Here is a 19519-nt window from a genome sequence, read left to right as displayed (position 1 = left end):
ACGCTTATTTTTTTGTTAATGGAGCGTTAACAGCGGTCGATTCTTTGCATTCACCGGGAATAATAATGCGTTCACGAAATAAGAAATTGAACTAACGCCGATGAATATATCTTTGTATCAGGTTTTTCATAGGATATGGTTAAAATATTAAAGGGGAGGTATTCTTACCACCCCTTTTTTTATTCCTGTAATGCTGATCTCCATTGCGTTTCCACGGACCCGGTCTTTTGCTATCGGTTGTTTTTTAAGTGTTCATATTACGTGCAGATTTCATCAAATCATGTTAAGTGCTGGTTAACGTACCCCGATTTTATGCATTCACCAGATGATATTATGCGTTCACGAAATAGCGTGTTGAACTAACGCCGATGAATATATCTTTGTATCAGGTTTTTCATAGGATATGGTTAAAATATTAAAGGGGAGGTATTCTTACCACCCCTTTTTTTATTCCTGTAATGCCGATCCCCATTCCATTTCCACGGACATAGTTTTTTGCTATCGGTTGTTTTTTAAGCGTTCCTATTACATGCAGTCTTCATCAAATCATGTTAAGTGCTGGTTAACGTCCCCTGATTTTATGCATTCACGGGATAATATCATGCGTTCACGAAATAGCGTGTTGAACTAATGTGTTGGCGCGTATCTTTGTATCAGGTTTTTCATAGGATATGGTTAAAATATTAAAGGGGGGTATTCTTACCACCCCTTTTTTTATTCCTGTAATGCTGATCTCCATTGCGTTTCCACGGACACAGTCTTTTGCTACCGGTTGTTTTTTAAGCGTTCCTGTTACGTGCAGTCTTCATCAAATCATGTTAAGTGTTGGTTAACATCCCTCGATTTTATGCATTCACAGGATAATATCATGCGTTCACGAAACAGCGTGCAGAACTAATGCAGAGGAGCATATCTTTGTATCAGGTTTTTCATAGGATATGGTTAAAATATTAAAGGGGAGGTATTCTTACCACCCCTTTTTTTATGCATTTATTTTTACCTCAATCTTCGTTCAGCAGAAATTTATTGGATATAACCTTGAAGGATATACGACGATCGGCAGAGCGGATCACGAGTTCTTCGCGTTCTGTTTTCCTGCCGGCAGGGCTGAGTATCGAAGCTCCCTCTGCCATGTGGCAATTTTATCAGGTTAACAAATAAACGGCTGCAAATATATATTTTTTTTGCTTTGCGAAAGCGAAAAGAATGTTATTTATCTTCGCGCCCTATGTTGACATTTTCAAACTCGATCGATATTATTATTCCTTCTTTCCGGTTGGATGAACAGTATTTGCTCCCACTGATTCACTTACCCAAGCCCAATGGATGGCGGTTTAACTACTACGTAGTGGTGGATAATCCGCAGGTGAAACCAGGCAGAGAAATGCTGCGTTTGGCGGAAGAAGGCGCTATTCACCTGTTTATTAACCCGGAAAACCTGGGTGCGGCAGAAAGCCGTAACAAGGGGATTAATGCAGGCAGTGGCGAATGGATGCTGTTTCTCGATGATGATATTGTTGCAGACGATGATGTGCTTTTCCGTTATGTGGAAGCAATTGAAGCCCACCGGGAGGCCATAGGATTTATCGGGTTAACGGATTTCCCCGCGCCCATGAGTGCTTTTACACGGGCGCTGACGGCGGCGGGGCTGACTACCATCTTTACCATTGCGGAGAGGAAAGAGGAATTTATGTGGGGCGTTACGGCTAACATGATGTATAACCGTGCGGCAATGCAGGAGCTGCGTTTTTCTTCCATCTTTCCGAAAAACGGCGGGGGAGAAGATATAGACTTGCCTGCACAGATCTGTTTGCGGAACAATGCGCGTTTTATCTGTGTAAAGGAAGCCCGTGTTACGCATCCGTGGTGGAACGACGGACAACCGCACTATAAACGTTTTGAACGTTATGGAGAAGGCATGGCTTTGCTGTTGCCCCGTTTTAAACAATTTACCTGGTATGCATTTCCTAACCCGATAGAAGGGGCGTTGCTCGTGCTGTTGAGTGCGCCTTTATTTTTTATATTTCTCAGCTGGCAGAAATGGCTGATGTTATTGCTGGCTATACCGGTGATCGATATACTGATCAATTACATCCGGGCATCACGGGATGGATTTAAAGAACCTAAAGTAGCGTACTATATGACGTTGCTGAGATGCAGTAACGAATGGGGCATGTTTAAGACCGTGATGGGGCAGGGCCGGTTCAGTTATTTTATGAAGCGTATCAATATCGATTTTACCCGGCCGCGTAATTTCCGCACTAACCGCTGGCGGATCATCAAACTGGTGATCTATATTATTTTGCTGGCGGTATTGATCTTTAGTTAGACGGTATACTGTTTATCTTTTTTTTGCTGCATACCATTTCACCATCTTTCCAAGAATGTCGTTAACCGTATCCATCGGAATATCTTCGCGCGGATCGATGAGCAGGATTTTCATGCGCGCACGCTTTTCTATCTGCAGGAGGGGATGGATAATGTTTTTTCCTTCCACGATGCCAATATAGGGTTGTTGCAGTTGTTTGTGTATCCAGAGGTAACAACACATTTTACCGTTATAGCAATAAAAGGGCATCCTATATTTCCAGGCTTCAGTAATGTGCGGGTCTAATTGCAGCAGGTGCGCTCTCAGCGCTAACAGGCAGCCTTTGGCGGGTTCCGGCTGGGATTCAAACCAGGTATCAATATCGCGCAACATGATTTATTTTGGAACTAAATTTACGAATTACCGGCGGCTAAAAACTTTTTCATTATCTTTCTCATCCTGACTTCCCTATTATCAAAATGCATCAGCATGAAGAAAGTCCTGGTACCACTACCTGATTATGGTTTTGACCCAACTGAAGCGGCTATCCCCTGGTTATTGTTAACGGCAGCGGGATACGATGTACAGTTTGCCACACCGGGAGGTTACAGCGCCATGGCCGATTTACGCATGCTGAGAGGAACGGACCTGGGTATCTGGAAATGGGTGCTGACTGCCCGGAAAGATGCGGTAATGGCTTATCACCAGATGTCTAACAGTGATGCATTCTGTAATCCCATACCATACACGGATATTGTTGCGGACAACTATGACGCATTGCTGTTGCCCGGCGGGCATGATAAAGGTGTACGGCCTTACCTCGAATCAGCTTTACTGCAACAGGTAGTGTCCCATTTTTTTGTGACGCAAAAACCGGTAGGAGCTATCTGTCACGGTGTAGTGCTGGCAGCAAGAAGTAAACATCCGCAAACAGGGCTGTCTGTGTTGCACACTTACAAAACCACGGCCTTGTTACAATCGCAGGAGCTGATGGCTTATCGTCTTACCAGGCTATGGCTGAAAGATTACTATCTCACTTACCCGGTAACGGTACAGGCAGAAGTAACCGCGGAACTGCAGGATGCCGCCCAATTTCTTACCGGGCCGTTACCCCTGAAGCGCGACGATGCCCGTCATCTCAGGCGTGGCTTTACAGTGTTGGACCGCCATTACCTGTCGGCCCGCTGGCCCGGAGATGCCTATCATTTTGCCACCGATTTTATCGCGCTGCTGGGTTGATCTGCCAACTTCACCTGTTTATCATGGTGCTTACCTGGAGGTTATCGGCTCGTGTGCATCGGGCGCGTTGTCGTAAATTTGCGGGAATGAACCAATAAACCGTCTGAAGTATGAGTAAGCAAGGATTAACACGTCCGCTGTCAGTATTGGATCTGGCGCCGGTGATGGAAGGACAGACGCCTGCAGAGGCATTTCACAATAGTCTGAGGCTGGCAAAACACGTTGAAAAATTAGGATTTAAGCGCTTCTGGATGGCCGAGCATCATAACATGGTGAGCGTGGCCAGCTCTGCTACCGCCGTATTGCTGGGATATATTGCAGGTGGCACCAGCACTATCCGTGTAGGCTCCGGTGGTATTATGCTACCTAACCACGCCCCGCTGGTGGTAGCAGAACAGTTTGGTACCCTGGCCTCCCTGTATCCCGACAGGATTGATCTTGGGCTGGGAAGGGCGCCGGGCACCGACCAGGTAACCGCCCGCGCACTGCGTCGCGACAGGCTAGGGGCCGGGCACGATTTCCCCGAGCAGGTACAGGAACTGCAACAATATCTTTCGTTTGATAATCATACGGGTCCTGTAAGAGCTATTCCGGGAGAGGGATTGGATATCCCGATCTGGATACTGGGTTCGAGCACAGACAGCGCCTACCTGGCTGCCGCCATGGGCTTGCCTTACGCTTTCGCCAGTCATTTCGCCCCGGCGCAGTTACATGCTGCGCTGAAAATTTACCGGCAGCATTTCAAGCCCTCTGAATTTTTACAGGCGCCGTATACGATGGCCTGCGTGAATGTGATTGCAGCAGATACAGATGCCGCAGCTAACCGTCTCGCTACTTCTTTTTACCAGTTGTTCCTGGGTATTATACGCGGAAAGCTGCGCCGTATGGGGCCTCCCATCGATAGTATGGAAGGTGTATGGACAGAACAGGAAGCCGCACATGCGCAACAGATGCTGTCGTGTTCCTTTATTGGCGGTCCTGGAACCGTACAACAGGGATTGCAGCGTTTTCTCGACGACACAAAGGTGGATGAAGTGATAGCGACGGCACATATTTATGATCAGAACGAACGGCTTTACTCTTATCAGTTGCTTAAAGAACTGTTTAATCATATCGTATAGGCATCCGTTTGCAGCAGCGGACATTGGCTACCTCCCAAAGGCATTTGTTTGTATCTTTATGGAATGGGGTTGTCAGGTGGCAACCTGAAAATCGAACTATGATTCAAACAATGCGAACAGTTATAACCGGTACCGGTAGCTTCATCCCTGCCAACAAAAAATTAAACAGCGATTTTTTGGACCAGGACTTCTACAGCGACCGGCAGGTGCGTATACCTGCTGAAGGAGCGGATATTATCCGGAAATTTGAGGAGGTAACAGGTATTTCTGAGCGCAGGTATGCAGACATAGACATGAACGCCACGGAGATGGCGGTGGCGGCTGCGAAGGTGGCGATCAAAGATGCGGGAGTGGATCCGGAGATGCTGGATCAGATCATCCTGGCGCATAATTTCGGGAATGTTTTAACAGATACTATCCAATCGGATGCGGTGCCTTCACTGGCATCGCGGGTAAAGCAGGCGCTGGGGATCCGTAACCCGGCCTGTATTCCATATGATGTGCTGTTTGGTTGTCCTGGCTGGATTCAGGGGCTGATCCAGGCCGACGCTTTCTTTAAATCGGGGCTCGCAAAAAAATGCCTGGTAATAGGTACGGAAACGCTGAGTCGTGTTATTGACCGCTATGATCGTGACAGCATGATTTTCAGCGATGGCGCCGGCGCCGTAATAGTGGAAGCGCTGGAAGGTAAGAACAGCGCTGCCGGTATTATCAGCGCCAGCGCGCAGTCGTATGCCAACGATGAACTGAATTATATCTATATGGGCATGTCTTATGCCCCGGAAGCGGATAAGCGTATCCGTTATATCAAAATGCTGGGCCGCAAGGTATATGAGTTTGCCCTCAAACGTGTGCCGGAAGCTATGAAAGACTGTCTCGATAAAGGAAATATCAACATCCGGGATGTAAAAAAGATCTTTATCCACCAGGCCAACGAAAAAATGGACATTGCCATTATCAAGGCTTTTTATTTGTTATATGGTATTAAGGAGATACCGACCGATATTATGCCTATGAATATTCATGTGTTGGGCAACAGCTCTGTTGCCACCGTACCTACACTGTATGATATGGTGAAAAGGAATGAGATCGCGAACCAGGCTGTTCACGCCGGTGATGTGATCCTGTTTGCTTCGGTGGGTGCAGGTATGAACATCAACGCCATTTGCTACCGCGTATAAGTTACCGTATAAGCGTTACCGTTCCTTTCCTGCTAAAACGCCGGCCGGTGTAGTCAACTCCCTGCACCATCCATACGTATGTGCCGGGGGGAGCGGGTCTTCCCTGCCAGCTGCCATCCCATCCGCCCGGAAGATCGGCGCTACGGTATATTTCCTGTCCCCATCTGTTCCAGATACAGAAGAAGTCCAGTTTAGGCACGCCGGCGGCTATAACATGGAATACGTCGTTACGCCCATCGTTGTTGGGGGTAAAGGCATTGGGCACATAAAATTCCGGGCCTTCATACACATTTACATTGATGGTGTCTTCATCATGGCAGCCCTCCGGAGAGGTGAGGGTAAGCCGGTAGGATTGATCTTTATGCAGCATGGCTACGGGGTTGGCTATACGTGGATCGGAGAGGCCGGTAGCGGGCGACCAGGTATATTGCAAACGGGTATCGCCCCATTGCGACTGCAATTGCAGTGGTTGCCCGGCAGCTACAATAGTATCGGCCCCGGCGCGGGCATATACTGCGGTAACCGTAACCGGAACGTCTGTAACGGGCGACGCGCATCCATCGGTGCTCACGGCGTATAGCCGTGCAGGATAGTAGCCGGTGTCGGCATAGCGGTATACCGGATCTTTGAGTGCGGAGGTAATGCCATCGCCCATTTGCCAGTGCCATTGCCGGATAGGAATGTTGGGCGTACTGTTGATGCCCTGGAAAACGGTCGAGGCGCCGAGACAAACATTTTCCCCCATACCCCTGACGGCCGGCGTATTGCTGACAAGTATGGATTTAGCAGCCGTGGTGGCACAGCCCTGTTGCGACGTGACCTTTAATTGTATTTGACGGGGACCTGGTGTGGTATAGGGCGCCAGTGGTTTTGCACCGGTGGCGGTAGCGCCGTTACCCCAATCCCATTCCCATTTTGCCAGGGTGCCAACTGTGATGGTGGTAAGGTCGTTCATATACATTTGTGAACCCAGGCACAGGGGATAGGGACCAAAGTCGACTACCGGGTACGCCCCTACGGTAAAAGGGGCCTTTAGTGTATCTGATGTACAGCCGCTGTTATCAGCGATCACCAGTTTTACCTCATAATGTCCGGCCGAAGGGTAGAGGTGTGCCGGAGGCTGCGGGGCAACGGAGGTGGTTCCATCTCCCAAATCCCACCACCAGCTGGTAATAGCACCAAAAGAGCTGGAATTGTCTTTGAACTGTATAGGCGTTCCGTTGCAAAATACCTGCTGCGGGTCAAAATTAAATTCGGGTCGCAGGGCCGCGCAAAACTGTTGCTGGTTGGAGAAGCCACCGGTAGAACCGGCAAAACCCCAGAAAACATTGGGGTCGCCGTTAAAGATGTCGTTGACGAGGTCTTTATCGAGCGTTAACCGTAATTCATTGTCCACGCTAACTTCCAGGTGCTGTAACGGCGCATCCCATTTAATGCGGAACAGGTGCCATTGACAGTCTTCTATATTGTCACTATTGCTCAGTACTGTTACCGGGCCGGCCAGGTTGCCGCTGCTGTTATGATCCGACAGCCCGTTCATTTGTATGGCCAGGTGGTCATAAGAGGGGTCGTTCTCATCAAAATTCTGCCAGGTATCTATCAGTATACCCAATGAAGGAGAAATGCCTTTAAAACCCAGTCCCTGCCCGGTAGCGCCGAGATTGGTACCTTTCGTTTGCAGGATAAAGCCGATGCCGTCTGCCCCCGTAGCGTCCTTGCAGCCGAGGTTTACATCAAATATATAGTTGAAGGACTGTAACAGGTTGATCTTATTTTTATTCCACACGGTGCCGCTGGTATGGAATGCGTCCGGTGTTAATACATAGCAGTTGCAGGTGCGCTGTGTGGCCGCACCGTTGAGTATGTATGGCAGTTGTGTCTGACCCGGAAGCCGGGAATTTAATAACAGCAACAGGCCGGTAACCAGGTATAGTATTCTTTTCATGTAAGGGGTCGGCGGACAGATTGCCGTTAACAAGTTACAGTTCCGGGAGCTAACATCAAAGCATAATTATTGGGTTTTGGCTTGTTCGCCGGCATAACATGAAATTGCCGTGTCGATCCCGGACTTTCCGTTGCCTGACTTTTTGCCCGGTTTTAAGTAATTTGCGGTTGATTTCAACCGTAACTATGGATATAAGCGTTAACAAATACATTAGCGAAACCGGCTTTTGCAGCCGCAGGGAAGCTGATAAATATATTGAACAGGGAAGGGTAACCATCAATGATAACATTGCTTCCAAAGGGAATCGTGTGAAAGATGGCGATGTGGTGGAAGTGGACGGAGAGCCATTGAAGAAGAAGAAATCTACCGTATATATTGCACTTAACAAGCCCAAAGGAATCACCTGCACCACAGATCTGAAAGATAAAACAAATATCATCGACTACGTAAATTTCTCCAGTCGCATATTTCCCATCGGCCGGCTGGATAAGCGTTCCGAAGGACTTATCTTTTTAACAAATGATGGTGATATCGTCAATAAAATTCTCCGGGCAGGTAATCAGCATGAGAAAGAGTATATCGTTACAGTAGATAAGCCCATCGACCTGGAGTTTGTAAAAGCCATGCGCAGCGGTGTTCGCATCCTCGGCGTAATGACGCAGAAATGTTTTGTACAGCAGGAAGGAGCCAACCGTTTCCGCATTATCCTTACGGAGGGGCTTAACCGGCAGATTCGCCGTATGTGTGAAGCATTGGGATATGAAGTAGTGACGCTGAAGCGTACCCGCATCATGAACATGACGCTAAAAGACCTGGCTCCCGGCTCCTGGCGGTATTTTACCAAAGAAGAGATCAACAACATCAACGCCCTCGTTGCCAACAGCAGCAAAACAGAGAAAGGCGACAATAACTACCAGGATGGCATGGATGAATAACCCATGTTAACAGATAATGCATAAGCCGCCATGCTGTAAAGCCGGCGGCTTATTTATTTAATCCAGTTTCTTTTCATAGAGGAAGGAAGAGTCTTTGGAATTATAGGTAAAAATAAATTTTCCGTTTACATCCGATCCGGAAAGAAGGTTGTTTTTATTTGCGAGCGTATACACCGGTTTATGTACAAAAGCGATTACAAAAGAATCAAGATATACATACTGCAATTGCAGATCGGTGAATCCTATTTCTTTCATGTCTTTAAATGCATTGCGGCTTTTATCGTTCATATTTTGCAGGTTCCATATATCCTGCGGAAAATGATGAAACGTACGCCGGTATTCTTTAACGGCCTCCATAAAAGTGATCGTAGGGTGTATGGCCCGTTTTCTTTTTTTGACATTGAGCCGCAAGCCGGTTCCCGTTTCCGTATGCTCCTGGACTTTGAGCTGTCCATCCGCTCCGCGGGAGTAGGTATAAGATTTTGCCGGCGGGGTACAGGCGTAGGCTAACAGTATAATTGCTAAGTACTTTTTCATATAGGTAATGAAGTTATTTTTATTTTTTTGAGAAAAAAATTTGGTGATTGTGGGAGAATGTTTACTTTTGCCACCCCTTAACGGGGAATGATTCCCTAGCTCAGTTGGTAGAGCAATACACTTTTAATGTATGGGTCTTGGGTTCGAGTCCCAAGGGGATCACAGAGAAGTTACAAACCTCGCGCAAATTGTACTTTTTTTGTTTTTTTAGCCGAGTTCCGATTGCAGAGATTTAACCATAGCCCTGATATTCACAATTAAGTATTAAAAAATGACAGGCTTTCTCTGCTTTCTTATATTGAACAAGCCATTACTGGTTTTCTGAAGCCCCTGCCAATTTAGCTTTTACATTTTGCAAGCCGGGCTTTAATGCAAGCGCCTTTTTATAGCAAATAACTGCCTTTGAACGATCACCTTTTTTCAAGTATGCATCTCCCAATTGGCTAAAAGCAGTTGCTGATGCGGGATAGTTTTGGGTATTCATTTCCAGTAAACTTATTGCATTATCCAGTGCTCCATACTGGGCTATTAAATACATTGCTATGTTGTGCACATTTACTTCTGGCGGTGTAACGGAATATCCATACCGTTGAGACAGTTGCTGATAGTGTTGCTTTACAACAGTGGCATTCAATGATTTCAGATCTGTCAGTGGCAGATCCCATTGCCTGAAAATAAACCGCAAAGCGTCATAATAGGCTTTTACGGGCTCCGTCATATGTGTGTCTTCGGGATAGTAAGCATACTTATGGTCTAAGCCCACTATCTTTCTTTGGATCACTATAGAGTCGAATTTTAACAGATTGGTATGGAAGGTAGATTCTGACATTCCTTCGTCCGCATCACTGTAAAAGATCATTTTATTTATATCCCGATCATTTTTTAGCTTTTCATCAGCGAGGCTAAGTAAATATTCCTTATCCCACCAAAAGGATGGGCTTATGGCTATATAAGCACTAAACATATCCGGTTGCGTTAACAGGCAATTGATTGTGGTGATGCCGCCAAATGAATGTCCTGCAAAAATTTTAAAAGGTTGTGTTTTGTAATGCGCGTCAACATAAGGTATCAGCTCTGCACCAATGAACTGTAAGAAATTATTGCCGCCGCCGCTTGACTTAAACCTGGAGTTCGAACTGGTATCAGGCTTTCCGTCATAATCAATAATACTATTGGTTGGGGTAAGGTCCCTTGTGCGGTTTTTGTTAGGAATTCCAACTATAATAATTTCTGGCATGACATTTACATCCTTACGGCTAAGGTATCGGCAATATTCTGCAATCAGACTAAAATGATTATCCCCGTCAAGAACATATAATACAGGGTAGCGCTTATCGGGCAGTAAGGTATCTACAGGCGGAATATAAATATAAATTTTCCGGTCTTCATCCAATACTTTAGACGAGAGTTTGATGATATCTGCTGATATGGGTTTAAATGCCGGGTCGGTTTGGGCAATTAAGCATTTGGGAGTTAATACTATAAAGAAAATATATACAATGTTCTTTCTAAAATGACGCTTTAAGAAGCTGTTGTAAATCATACGAGTAAAGGGTTAAAATATGTTGTTAAGTTTATGTGGTATTGCAAATTTATGCCTTTGCAGATCAGTACCTGCGTGCTGGTCAATTACAACTAACTGTGCGCACTCAAAGTTAGATATTCTCGGTAATAATACATAGAAAGATTGTGAAAAGTAAATGTTATACTACTTTAGATATTTGCCAGTAGTTTTAAATCCTTAACCAAAAGGTTCGAGTTTTGTACCAAGGGGATCACGAAGGAGTGTAAAACTAATTGTACTGACGTAATTAAAACCTTGTAGAAGCTGATTCTACAAGGTTTTTTTGTTTTGGGAGGTAAAGTTGTGGAATGATAAGTAAGGATAGAAATGTGAGCGTTGAGGTTAGCAACAGAATGATTACATTGTGCTGACCGTGGAGTTTCCGAAACCTATCTCTAAAATGTCGCAATCATAACGCTAAAATGTCGTAATCATGCCTTTTCCTGTAGTCATCCAGCATGTAACTTTGAAGTATTAATTAACCATAAAACGGATCGACATGAGAAAGTTAAAATTACAAATGAACATTTTACTTGGTAACAAATGGGACAGCGGAATGTCGGATTTTAGTATCGACAACCTTAAGAATGTTGACTGCATTTTACATGGACGAAAAACAGGAGAAGGTTTTATTCCATATTGGGCCGAAGTAGCAAGCAACCCCAATGATACCGAGTATCAATTGGGAAAGTTATTCAAAGAGATTCCTAATGCCGTTTTTTCAAATACGCTCCAGGTCAGTAAGTGGGACAATACAACAATTATAAGCGGCGATATAAAAGAGGAAATAAAAGCTTTGAAAAACAAAAACGGAAAAGATATTATTGTTTATGGAGGCGACTCATTTGCATCCTCGTTAATTCAGCATGATTTGGTTGACGAGTTTTATTTATTCGTAAACCCAGCTAACCTTGGTAACGGACAGCAAACTTTTAATCCTTTAAAAAACGATTTAGAGCTGAAACTTGTGAATTGTAAACCATTCGCATGCGGAGCAGTTTTGCTGTATTACACCAGGTAGAAGGACCTGCACCGTTGCTATATAGTTTCCCTGTTTCTCCCGGGTAGGGCGATATACCACCCTTATGGCTTGCTGGAATAATATGTAAGCAAAGAAAAGTGAGCGTTGAGGTTAGCAACAGATTGATTAAATTATGCTAATCCTCATTTGATGAAAGTTATGCGGTGTTATGCTTATCAATTTACACTCTTTCTTTTTTTTAACAATTCTTCATACGCAGGCTCCTCAGGCTGTTTCGTACCATCAGAAATTTTTATTCCGGCTTTTTCAAACTCCAGGATTAATCTTTTATCGAAATCTGCGATGTATGATACAAATGACAGGGAATCTTTTACTTCAGGAATTGCCTTAAAAGGAATATGCGATTCTTTAAATCTATGTAAAGTGGCTTTAGTACTATCGTTGCCTTCAAGAAGTACGGAGTCACCGTAGTCTGTAATCTTAGCCGCGTAATGATTTGTAAGGTACTTCAAAGAGTCATTTTCTATTTTGTAGGGAAGACTGAACCGGCCAACTTTCTGATTATAGAAAATGATGTATTGCGAGTCAATATCAAATTCGCTATATCCATTTGTCATTGAAAATCTATGCCATTTTCCGATTAGGAATTTTTTATCTCCTTCCACGTTTTTGAGACTCGGTGAATCGCAGGCTGGAAGAGCAAAAATGAAGAATGCAAGAAAATAAAGTATTGATCTCGTCATAACTAATTATTAAATAATGTTAAAGAGGTATTCTTAGCCCGGGTAAGTGATAAGAAATACCCGCACTAAATACTGCCTGGAAAAAAGCCAGGCAGTATTTGTCTGTTATTAATTTAAACCAGTGTGTTTATTGCGCCCAAATAGTACAGTTAATATTGCCATTAGTATTAGAGCCCCAAGTCTCTGCAACCATAATAGCCGGAATATTTAACTGACCAAGCGTATATCCTAAACTACTCCACTTGTTATAGTGGTTGGCAAAAGTAATGACGCGATTTTGCCCGGTAGTAACTTTTGTAACTCTGGAGCTATAAATCTGTCTGAAACCATCACCTCCGTCGATATTTTTACCGGTCACCCAACGGGTCCATACGTTATAACCTGCACCATCGCTTTCAAAGGTCCCTAAATAAGTGCCGGTATGAGGTGAAACTGCACCCCATGTTTCATTCACGTAATACTCATAATAAGGGTTTCTGCTCCATCCATACCAGCCGAAAGTACCCCCGCCAGAGTTAGAATAAGTACCGAGATTATATCCTATTTTGTAGGATGCAGAACCTACAGAATAGCCTTTGCCGCATGTGAAATTACCATTAAAGCCATTCCAGCTAACGCTGTAATTTCCGCCAGCGCCATTTGCGTAATTAACTGTACCGGTAGCACCGTCACTTTTCCAAAGTGACCAAAAGAAGCCGTTATGCGTGCCCGACTGGTAGAATTGGGCCGCGACTTCAGCTTTGGAAAGGTGCTCAGTAGCAACTACCCCGGGATTGGTCTTTGCCTCTTTTTTGCAGCTTGTTAAAATTGTAGCGCCTGCAAGTACAATGATTGCAGCCGAGCCAAAAGCAACCTTCCTGGCTACTCTTGTTAGTGAGTTTTGTTTTTTCATATCGTGGTTTATTGGTTAGAGAAGCAAAAAAGCATATTTAAAAATGGAACAATGCTAATAATCAGCAAATTTGTTACACAAATGTTCATACGCTGCTTATTTTTAACCTATATTCAAAAACGTTACACTGAACACAGATAGAAGAGGTTAATTTCCAGGGTACGGGGAGATATTGAGGTAATAGCTCTTTTTCAAACTGTGAAGCAGACACAGGAATGGCTTTCATCAAATGAGGAGCCAGATCTTTATTTTATGAATCTGGGAGAACGGAGAGATAGGAACGGAATCCAGGCGCTGGGTAACTGAAAAAAGGGTTTACCGGGGATAAATGCTATTGCAATTCCACTGCACTGGAAATAAAGCTCTGTTATTTTTTACTCGTATTTCAACGGGTCAACGTACCTGGAACATTACTGAGATATTTCAGCAGTTTACCAGTACTATACTACTACTCAGGTTCATAGTTCTCTATTACTTTATACGATTGAGTGTAAGTTCTAAATCTTTTTCCCATGTCGTGTCGTCTTTGGATAATTCGCCTTTGCTAATTATGACATTTCCGTCATCAGCAATTGTCCAGGTGAATCGTTGTGAAAACCCAGGAGCATTTCTCCACCATTTCAATTCATTGTCGTTAAATGAAACATCAATTTTCCTTGAAACTTTTCGTTCGTCAAAGTAGAGCATAAAATATTCCCCGGTGGCATTGTCACTACCGAAAATTGCGATGCCGCTGGGAATGCCTTCTTCGTCAATTTCCGAATGCATAATCACAAAAGCACCTCCTTCAAGCCACTTGAATGAAGTATGTCCGTGAAAAGTAGTGCCAGGAAGATATGGATGTGTCCCGATAGTTTCCCATTCTCCAATTAATATCTCAAAAGGTTTGAGGGCAGGATTCGGTATTGCTGCTTCGTGTTTTATGTGGTTCATCATATTTTTTATGGTTATGTTGTTTTGCAATTTTATTTGTCAGTCCGATGCTTGCAGTTTGACTTAAAGTTCGCGCTATGGACAATGATTTTTTATTTACACAAATTTACACAGAAGATATTCTTTCCAGGGGTGGGAAAAAGACATTTTGAGGTGCTTATTGCGACAATATGAATCAGCTTATACAAGCTACACAAAAGAACTCGCTCCTTTGTGATCATACCGAATCTCTTTTATTGTTTAACTTTAACCGCTCAAATAGAACGCCATTTATGACAACATTTGCAAAAGATGCCTTTCAAGGTAAAACCGCTATTGTAGTAGGAGGTTCAAGAGGGATCGGGAAGGCTATCGCAGAGCGTTTAGCCGCGGCCGGTGCTGCAGTGGCCATTAGTTATGTGAACAGCGCTACCGCTGCAGAACAGATTGCAGAAAAGATCAGGCAGCAGGGTGGCAGTGCCATTGCTATACAGGCAGATATTTCTCAACTATCGGCTATCAGCGCACTTTTTGATAAAACGGAAGTATCCCTGGGGAAGCCCGATATCGTAGTCGCTAATGCGGCCAACTATATTCCCGCTTTATTGTCGGAAGCTACGGAAGAACAATATGACACGGTATTCAACACGAATACCAAAGGCATTTTTTTTGTACTGCAGGAAGCTGCCAGAAGGGTAACGGACGGTGGCCGCATCATCGTTACCTCTACCGGCGGCACAAAAATGTATTTTACGATGAATGCTATTTACCTCGGTAGTAAAGGGGCGGTAGAACAATTTGTCAGGGTGCTGTCCCGGGAATTGGGAGCACGTGGCATCACCGTTAATGCGGTTTCTCCCGGATTTACGAATACAGATCTCCTGCCGGAGCGCGACAGGGCAGTGGCTGCTGATATGTCTCCTTTTAAGCGGATAGGGGAGCCGGAAGATGTGGCCGACGTAACTGTTTTCCTGGCCAGCGATGCAGGCAGATGGATAACGGGGCAAAATATAGGTGCGGGAGGAGGTGTGTTTTAAACAAACATTAACGTTAAAGAATCTTACCGCAAGGCTTCCAGATAATTTTTAAGCTCCTTTAAAAATGGTAAATAAGCCTTTTTGCTATTGACCAATTTTCCGAAGTTGCGGATTCCCCAATAGCCAGACATCACAAACATCGTTACATGCATTGGATTTACGTCCCTGCGTACAAACCCATTTTTTTTCCCTTTTTCAATGGATGCTGACATCATTTTTATCCATTGGCGGGTTAGCCCATTTAATGCATGGTTGAAATCAGTATGCCAGGGAGTCATCTCATGGGTCAGATTAGAAGCAGGGCAACCGTATTCAACTTTGAGAAATTCGTCCTTCATCAAAAGACCATATATTAGACTATATATTGCAGCTAAGGGGTCGTGATCATTTTGCAGCGTATGTTTGAAGCCATTCGTCATGTTAGGTTTCAAAAGTTCATTTATGATCGATATCCCCATTTCGTCTTTGTTTTTGAAATGGTAGTAAAATGCCCCCTTGGTAACTTTCGTGGTGGCAATGATATCATCAATACTAGTCGTTTGATAACCTTTTGCGTATATCAGTTCAAACGCCTTTTCCAGGATAGTCATCCTGGTCGCTTCCGCTTTTTTCATCTGTTTAATCAGTTTGCTTTATCCTTAAATATTAACAGGGCGAGGGTATCCTGAAGGCAATCGCCCTATTCCTCGCGAAGAGCATATTTCATGCCTGATAGATGACGTCGGTTACTTTCCCGGTTTGTTGTCCAGGCTATTGATATATTCCCTGATCAGTTGCACCCCTTCATCATCGGGCGTTGTGGTGCCAATTTTAGGCATATGATATTCGCCCATTGTGCTCATCCGAATTATTATGTTCTCCTTGTTATAGGCAATTCCAGTTTTGTTGAACGGCACCTCATAACTCAGATTTAATGAAGTACCGGCGGCCATACCGGTTTCACGATGGCAATGGGCACAATTTATCTCCAGGTATGCCCTGGCCCGAAGGGCTAACACAAAGGAAGAATCCTTATAATCGGGCATATAAGCTACTGCCGGGATGCTCCCCTGTGCCAGAAACCCCCTGCTTATTAAGTATGTTAACTGGTTGACACTTTTCCCTCCCACGTTGATATTAACATTCAGGTTGCGCATTTTTGGACCGAGCGGAACTAGTTTATTACCGGACCGGTGACAGGTGCCACAATCTTCCTGCGTTGGAATTTTATATATCAGCTGCCGCCGCTTTCCCCACCGGTCCTGAAAATCAACCGGCACTGTGGCGCCTTCCGTTAGTAATTCCGCGTCCGTTTGCCCGGCGTTCCAGCGGTAGGTGGCCACATTCCATTTCTGACCGGAATACTGCAGTAAACGGGTTTCAATGATCTGCCGTCTGCCTTGCAAGGGTTTTGAATAGTAGAACGTCTTCGCAATCAGCGTTCCATCTGGAAACACAGGAAGCCCATTGCCGGCAGTAACTACCCGTGTACCTTCCGGAATTTTAATGAGCCGCTGCTTTTCAGCATAGTCTGTAAACAACGCCGACCCTATCTGAACCGGCACCACATTGGAAGCCGGCACCAGTTCCATCATGTTGCCTTCGAATAGCTTGTATGCTGATAACTTAGCCTTAAAAGCAATATTGTTATTGATCGCCCGGGGGGTGTCGTTACACCCGGTCAGCAATATCCAGGCCATTACGAACGAGATCAGACCGTTTATTCGTTCACGTTGATGCGGGCAATTTTTAACTAATGCCCCGCTAATCTTAATGTTTTTCATGGGACGCCTGCTCAGGGGCGAGAATATACCTGTCTATATAAAAGGTCCCGAATGGAATGATGCAGGCAACCAAAACCTTCCAGGAGGTTTCTGAAAATTTCCAGCGATATGTCACACCTGCACTCAAAGTTGTCAGCACAAACAATGCGAATAGAAGGCCGTGAACAGGTCCGATCATCTTTACAAGCGCGGGCTGGCCACCCCAATATTTAAGGGGCACGGCGATGAAAACCAGAACGATCAATGAAATACCCTCGAAAAAGCCGATTATTCTCAGACGACCTATCGGCGTTTTTAGTAATTGAAACATAATAGACAATAAATTTAAAATGATCTGAAATATGGCCGGTTAACCAACGGGGAGAATGGCCAGGGAATAGCTACCAGGATAATCAGTAAGGCAACTGCAAACCAAACCAGTATCGTCCTGAATTTCTGTCCGTCTGACGTCGCCCGCTTTGCCTTAGCCGATCCGATGGTGATCAGCACGACAGCAATGACCATCGAAGCAATATGGATCAGTCGGAAGAATGTATGCTCACTCACAAAATCCGTAGTCCCAACGTTCGCGACATTAAATTTCACAACGGGACTTATCATGTAAAGGTAAAGGCCCAGGAGCAACTGAACATGCGCGATGGTGGTCGTAATGTGCCTGACCATGTTGTTGTAGCCCGAAAATACACTGCCCGACCGTAGCCCGGTCCATGCCATCGAGATAGCGTAAATAAGGCTTGTCAAGACGAGCCATCGATTGATGGAGTGTAAGATTAGAAGTGTTTGATGCATCGCCGTATTTGTTACGGTGCAAAAGTAAAACAAAAACATACTATCTGGTATGTTTTTAGAAAAATATTTGAAAATGTTATTTTACTTAATAGTAACCAATTAAGTTAGGCAGTTACTTTCGAGGGCACACTGCGTTAATGTACCATCTGGCTGTGGAGATTTTGTGAAAGGAAACTTGGTGGTAACCTGGAGGCGCCAGGGTTATAGCTCCAGCACATCCAGGTTAATAAACGAATGCAATAACAATTAAAAATTATCCATTGGGAAATGTTACCGCGTAATTAGTATTGCTGGAAATCGTAATAAGAAACGCTGCCGCCGTTTATAGCAACCTGTACATAGGTGTTTGCATTGTCTTCAGCATTACAATAAACCGGGTTAGATGGTGAAAGGAATCCATATCCGTTCGCGGAATATACCACGTAATTGCCGGAGGAAACATACAAATAATTACCGGACCAGCTTAAGCCAGGTATAGGGCCATTGCCGAAGGCATAGATGAAATTCCAGGCTAAAGCCGGCGCATGCAGGCGCGGTAGGGGAGCTGATTGTTTGAACGCCGAAGTTGCTTTCATGCTAACACTGCAACTAAAGATGATAGCAGCAGTCAAGACTAGGGTCCTTTTTGTCATAAGTTAACTTTTAGAAGGTTAATGTGATTAAACTTTCCAGAAGTTAATAAGAGTTTCTTTAATCGCTTCATCAATTTGTATCATATTGTTGCCAATTTGTATCATTATAGATATCATGACGCCTGATCTGTTTTATTGATAAAGGCCTTCCAAAACTGAATAACGCTAGTCGGTGGGCCTGGGATAGAACACGAGTCTGCATGTATAGTTCGCGGGAAGCTGATTGGATAATGGATTATCAATTTGTTTCAAGATAACTTTGAGGTGCTGATTTTCCGGTTTCAGAAATCTTCTGTAATTTTTCCGTTGGTTAAAAGAATTAGAAATAAATCTAACACCGATATTTGAAAAATATGACTATTAATACACCAATAGTAGACAGCTTCAAACCCAAGTGGCCAGATCGCTTTCATAGTTCTATAAATGGTAAATAATATGAAGAAAATAGTGCCTTACATTCCTTTTATAATAATAACAGGACTAATGATGTATAGTCTATATACAGTGGGAACAAGCAATATAATTTTTTCTTACGAGCACTATATAGCACTCGTTTTAATGCTGGTGGGTGTGATATCATTATGGTACAATCTTTCAGTAAATATGCTGGCCACCTTTTTTGCCTTGCTTTTGGGTACCTTCAGTCAGGCTGCATTTACACCAATAATTACAAGGTATAGATTTGGATTCTCGGTTGAAAATAAAGGGTTGGATATAGCAATACAGCCTTACTGTTTATTTTTAATGATGCTATTTTTCTCCCAGGTCTCCACCATTCCGGTCTCTATGCGAAAGCCTTTCATTTGTGCATTTACCGTATCGCCACCTATGTCAGAAACGGTTACAAGTCTTATTTCCGTTGGCGTTCGATAAATGAAATATTGCATATTTTTTATTGTAAATGTAGAAATATTTTCCTGTCACTCATGCTTTCCCGTG

At 44.1% G+C, this 19519-nt stretch carries 21 protein-coding genes and 1 tRNA gene; 9 read left to right on the top strand and 13 right to left on the bottom strand.

The features are described 5' to 3' along the window. Positions 1 to 1001 precede the first annotated feature (1001 nt). Positions 1002 to 1133, bottom strand: coding sequence for a hypothetical protein (locus KE626_RS34960; protein ID WP_283093181.1), 132 nt, complete (start codon positions 1131 to 1133; stop codon positions 1002 to 1004). 95 nt (positions 1134 to 1228) lie between these two features. Here KE626_RS34960 and KE626_RS26485 point away from each other — a divergent pair, with 95 nt between their 5' ends. Further along, positions 1229 to 2329 (top strand): glycosyltransferase family 2 protein, encoded by a 1101-nt coding sequence (locus KE626_RS26485; RefSeq protein ID WP_211976040.1) that lies wholly within the window; start codon positions 1229 to 1231, stop codon positions 2327 to 2329. 12 nt (positions 2330 to 2341) lie between these two features. Here the strand turns inward: KE626_RS26485 and KE626_RS26480 are convergent, their stop codons facing one another. Then, entirely contained in the window at positions 2342 to 2701 is a 360-nt protein-coding gene (locus KE626_RS26480; protein WP_211976039.1) for a DUF1801 domain-containing protein, read from the bottom strand. Positions 2702 to 2797: 96 nt separating this feature from the next. Here KE626_RS26480 and KE626_RS26475 point away from each other — a divergent pair, with 96 nt between their 5' ends. The 3 genes from KE626_RS26475 (at position 2798) to KE626_RS26465 (ending at position 5849) form a co-directional block, all read left to right on the top strand. Next, positions 2798 to 3547, top strand: coding sequence for a type 1 glutamine amidotransferase domain-containing protein (locus KE626_RS26475; protein ID WP_211976038.1), 750 nt, complete (start codon positions 2798 to 2800; stop codon positions 3545 to 3547). A gap of 110 nt (positions 3548 to 3657) precedes the next feature. Next, the gene (locus KE626_RS26470) at positions 3658 to 4668 is read left to right on the top strand and encodes an LLM class flavin-dependent oxidoreductase (protein ID WP_211976037.1); all 1011 of its coding nucleotides are present in this window, start codon (positions 3658 to 3660) and stop codon (positions 4666 to 4668) included. Between the two features lie 110 nt (positions 4669 to 4778). Beyond that, positions 4779 to 5849 carry a 3-oxoacyl-ACP synthase III family protein gene (locus KE626_RS26465; protein ID WP_211976036.1) on the top strand — a complete coding sequence of 357 codons (1071 nt, stop codon included), beginning with the start codon at positions 4779 to 4781 and terminating at the stop codon, positions 5847 to 5849. Position 5850: 1 nt separating this feature from the next. On the opposite strand, the gene KE626_RS26460 is transcribed toward KE626_RS26465, so the two are convergent. Beyond that, a complete protein-coding gene (locus KE626_RS26460; protein ID WP_211976035.1) occupies positions 5851 to 7794 on the bottom strand; it encodes a lectin-like domain-containing protein in 1944 nt (647 codons plus the stop codon). Positions 7795 to 7979: 185 nt separating this feature from the next. Between KE626_RS26460 and rluF the strand changes: the two genes are divergently transcribed. After that, positions 7980 to 8729 (top strand): 23S rRNA pseudouridine(2604) synthase RluF, encoded by a 750-nt coding sequence (gene rluF, locus KE626_RS26455; RefSeq protein ID WP_249207699.1) that lies wholly within the window; start codon positions 7980 to 7982, stop codon positions 8727 to 8729. A gap of 57 nt (positions 8730 to 8786) precedes the next feature. On the opposite strand, the gene KE626_RS26450 is transcribed toward rluF, so the two are convergent. After that, on the bottom strand, positions 8787 to 9266 hold the full coding sequence (locus KE626_RS26450) for a hypothetical protein (RefSeq protein ID WP_211976033.1): 480 nt from the start codon (positions 9264 to 9266) through the stop codon (positions 8787 to 8789). Between the two features lie 89 nt (positions 9267 to 9355). On the opposite strand from KE626_RS26450, the gene KE626_RS26445 reads away from it, so the two are divergent. Next, positions 9356 to 9428: transfer RNA gene (locus KE626_RS26445), tRNA-Lys, on the top strand. A 148-nt stretch (positions 9429 to 9576) separates the two neighbouring features. Here the strand turns inward: KE626_RS26445 and KE626_RS26440 are convergent. Further along, positions 9577 to 10809, bottom strand: a complete 1233-nt coding sequence (locus KE626_RS26440; RefSeq protein WP_211976032.1) for an alpha/beta hydrolase-fold protein — start codon at positions 10807 to 10809, stop codon at positions 9577 to 9579. A 520-nt stretch (positions 10810 to 11329) separates the two neighbouring features. On the opposite strand from KE626_RS26440, the gene KE626_RS26435 reads away from it, so the two are divergent. Further along, the gene (locus KE626_RS26435) at positions 11330 to 11851 is read left to right on the top strand and encodes a dihydrofolate reductase family protein (protein ID WP_211976031.1); all 522 of its coding nucleotides are present in this window, start codon (positions 11330 to 11332) and stop codon (positions 11849 to 11851) included. Positions 11852 to 12027: 176 nt separating this feature from the next. On the opposite strand, the gene KE626_RS26430 is transcribed toward KE626_RS26435, so the two are convergent. The 3 genes from KE626_RS26430 to KE626_RS26420 form a co-directional block, all read right to left on the bottom strand. Then, the gene (locus KE626_RS26430) at positions 12028 to 12555 is read right to left on the bottom strand and encodes a hypothetical protein (RefSeq protein WP_211976030.1); all 528 of its coding nucleotides are present in this window, start codon (positions 12553 to 12555) and stop codon (positions 12028 to 12030) included. Positions 12556 to 12682: 127 nt separating this feature from the next. Then, positions 12683 to 13447 carry a glycoside hydrolase family 11 protein gene (locus KE626_RS26425; protein ID WP_211976029.1) on the bottom strand — a complete coding sequence of 255 codons (765 nt, stop codon included), beginning with the start codon at positions 13445 to 13447 and terminating at the stop codon, positions 12683 to 12685. A 471-nt stretch (positions 13448 to 13918) separates the two neighbouring features. Beyond that, positions 13919 to 14383, bottom strand: a complete 465-nt coding sequence (locus KE626_RS26420; protein ID WP_211976028.1) for a DUF1579 family protein — start codon at positions 14381 to 14383, stop codon at positions 13919 to 13921. Between the two features lie 269 nt (positions 14384 to 14652). Between KE626_RS26420 and KE626_RS26415 the strand changes: the two genes are divergently transcribed. Continuing rightward, positions 14653 to 15396: an SDR family oxidoreductase gene (locus KE626_RS26415; protein ID WP_211976027.1), complete on the top strand. Its 744-nt coding sequence runs from the start codon at positions 14653 to 14655 to the stop codon at positions 15394 to 15396. A gap of 23 nt (positions 15397 to 15419) precedes the next feature. Here the strand turns inward: KE626_RS26415 and KE626_RS26410 are convergent, their stop codons facing one another. The 5 genes from KE626_RS26410 to KE626_RS26390 form a co-directional block, all read right to left on the bottom strand. Then, a complete protein-coding gene (locus tag KE626_RS26410; RefSeq protein ID WP_211976026.1) occupies positions 15420 to 16010 on the bottom strand; it encodes a TetR/AcrR family transcriptional regulator in 591 nt (196 codons plus the stop codon). Positions 16011 to 16121: 111 nt separating this feature from the next. Next, the gene (locus KE626_RS26405; protein WP_211976025.1) at positions 16122 to 17075 is read right to left on the bottom strand and encodes a c-type cytochrome; all 954 of its coding nucleotides are present in this window, start codon (positions 17073 to 17075) and stop codon (positions 16122 to 16124) included. 70 nt (positions 17076 to 17145) lie between these two features. Then, on the bottom strand, positions 17146 to 17469 hold the full coding sequence (locus tag KE626_RS26400) for a DUF3817 domain-containing protein (protein WP_211976024.1): 324 nt from the start codon (positions 17467 to 17469) through the stop codon (positions 17146 to 17148). 14 nt (positions 17470 to 17483) lie between these two features. After that, positions 17484 to 17900 carry a hypothetical protein gene (locus KE626_RS26395; protein ID WP_249207697.1) on the bottom strand — a complete coding sequence of 139 codons (417 nt, stop codon included), beginning with the start codon at positions 17898 to 17900 and terminating at the stop codon, positions 17484 to 17486. A 329-nt stretch (positions 17901 to 18229) separates the two neighbouring features. Then, entirely contained in the window at positions 18230 to 18580 is a 351-nt protein-coding gene (locus KE626_RS26390) for a hypothetical protein (protein WP_211976022.1), read from the bottom strand. Positions 18581 to 19015: 435 nt separating this feature from the next. Here KE626_RS26390 and KE626_RS26385 point away from each other — a divergent pair, with 435 nt between their 5' ends. Continuing rightward, positions 19016 to 19453: a hypothetical protein gene (locus tag KE626_RS26385; RefSeq protein WP_211976021.1), complete on the top strand. Its 438-nt coding sequence runs from the start codon at positions 19016 to 19018 to the stop codon at positions 19451 to 19453. Positions 19454 to 19519 lie beyond the last annotated feature (66 nt).

The sequence above is a fragment of the Chitinophaga hostae genome (assembly GCF_018224885.1).
Lineage (GTDB): Bacteria > Bacteroidota > Bacteroidia > Chitinophagales > Chitinophagaceae > Chitinophaga > Chitinophaga hostae.
This window is presented reverse-complemented; position numbering and strand designations above follow the sequence as displayed.

What these genes read in the sequence shown, in the direction of transcription:
- KE626_RS34960 (WP_283093181.1), bottom strand. Translation starts at nt 1,133, where the DNA reads ATGGCAGAGGGAGCTTCGATACTCAGCCCTGCCGGCAGGAAAACAGAA.
- KE626_RS26485 (WP_211976040.1), top strand. Translation starts at nt 1,229, where the DNA reads ATGTTGACATTTTCAAACTCGATCGATATTATTATTCCTTCTTTCCGG.
- KE626_RS26480 (WP_211976039.1), bottom strand. Translation starts at nt 2,701, where the DNA reads ATGTTGCGCGATATTGATACCTGGTTTGAATCCCAGCCGGAACCCGCC.
- KE626_RS26475 (WP_211976038.1), top strand. Translation starts at nt 2,798, where the DNA reads ATGAAGAAAGTCCTGGTACCACTACCTGATTATGGTTTTGACCCAACT.
- KE626_RS26470 (WP_211976037.1), top strand. Translation starts at nt 3,658, where the DNA reads ATGAGTAAGCAAGGATTAACACGTCCGCTGTCAGTATTGGATCTGGCG.
- KE626_RS26465 (WP_211976036.1), top strand. Translation starts at nt 4,779, where the DNA reads ATGCGAACAGTTATAACCGGTACCGGTAGCTTCATCCCTGCCAACAAA.
- KE626_RS26460 (WP_211976035.1), bottom strand. Translation starts at nt 7,794, where the DNA reads ATGAAAAGAATACTATACCTGGTTACCGGCCTGTTGCTGTTATTAAAT.
- rluF (WP_249207699.1), top strand. Translation starts at nt 7,980, where the DNA reads ATGGATATAAGCGTTAACAAATACATTAGCGAAACCGGCTTTTGCAGC.
- KE626_RS26450 (WP_211976033.1), bottom strand. Translation starts at nt 9,266, where the DNA reads ATGAAAAAGTACTTAGCAATTATACTGTTAGCCTACGCCTGTACCCCG.
- KE626_RS26440 (WP_211976032.1), bottom strand. Translation starts at nt 10,809, where the DNA reads ATGATTTACAACAGCTTCTTAAAGCGTCATTTTAGAAAGAACATTGTA.
- KE626_RS26435 (WP_211976031.1), top strand. Translation starts at nt 11,330, where the DNA reads ATGAGAAAGTTAAAATTACAAATGAACATTTTACTTGGTAACAAATGG.
- KE626_RS26430 (WP_211976030.1), bottom strand. Translation starts at nt 12,555, where the DNA reads ATGACGAGATCAATACTTTATTTTCTTGCATTCTTCATTTTTGCTCTT.
- KE626_RS26425 (WP_211976029.1), bottom strand. Translation starts at nt 13,447, where the DNA reads ATGAAAAAACAAAACTCACTAACAAGAGTAGCCAGGAAGGTTGCTTTT.
- KE626_RS26420 (WP_211976028.1), bottom strand. Translation starts at nt 14,383, where the DNA reads ATGATGAACCACATAAAACACGAAGCAGCAATACCGAATCCTGCCCTC.
- KE626_RS26415 (WP_211976027.1), top strand. Translation starts at nt 14,653, where the DNA reads ATGACAACATTTGCAAAAGATGCCTTTCAAGGTAAAACCGCTATTGTA.
- KE626_RS26410 (WP_211976026.1), bottom strand. Translation starts at nt 16,010, where the DNA reads ATGAAAAAAGCGGAAGCGACCAGGATGACTATCCTGGAAAAGGCGTTT.
- KE626_RS26405 (WP_211976025.1), bottom strand. Translation starts at nt 17,075, where the DNA reads ATGGCCTGGATATTGCTGACCGGGTGTAACGACACCCCCCGGGCGATC.
- KE626_RS26400 (WP_211976024.1), bottom strand. Translation starts at nt 17,469, where the DNA reads ATGTTTCAATTACTAAAAACGCCGATAGGTCGTCTGAGAATAATCGGC.
- KE626_RS26390 (WP_211976022.1), bottom strand. Translation starts at nt 18,580, where the DNA reads ATGACAAAAAGGACCCTAGTCTTGACTGCTGCTATCATCTTTAGTTGC.
- KE626_RS26385 (WP_211976021.1), top strand. Translation starts at nt 19,016, where the DNA reads ATGAAGAAAATAGTGCCTTACATTCCTTTTATAATAATAACAGGACTA.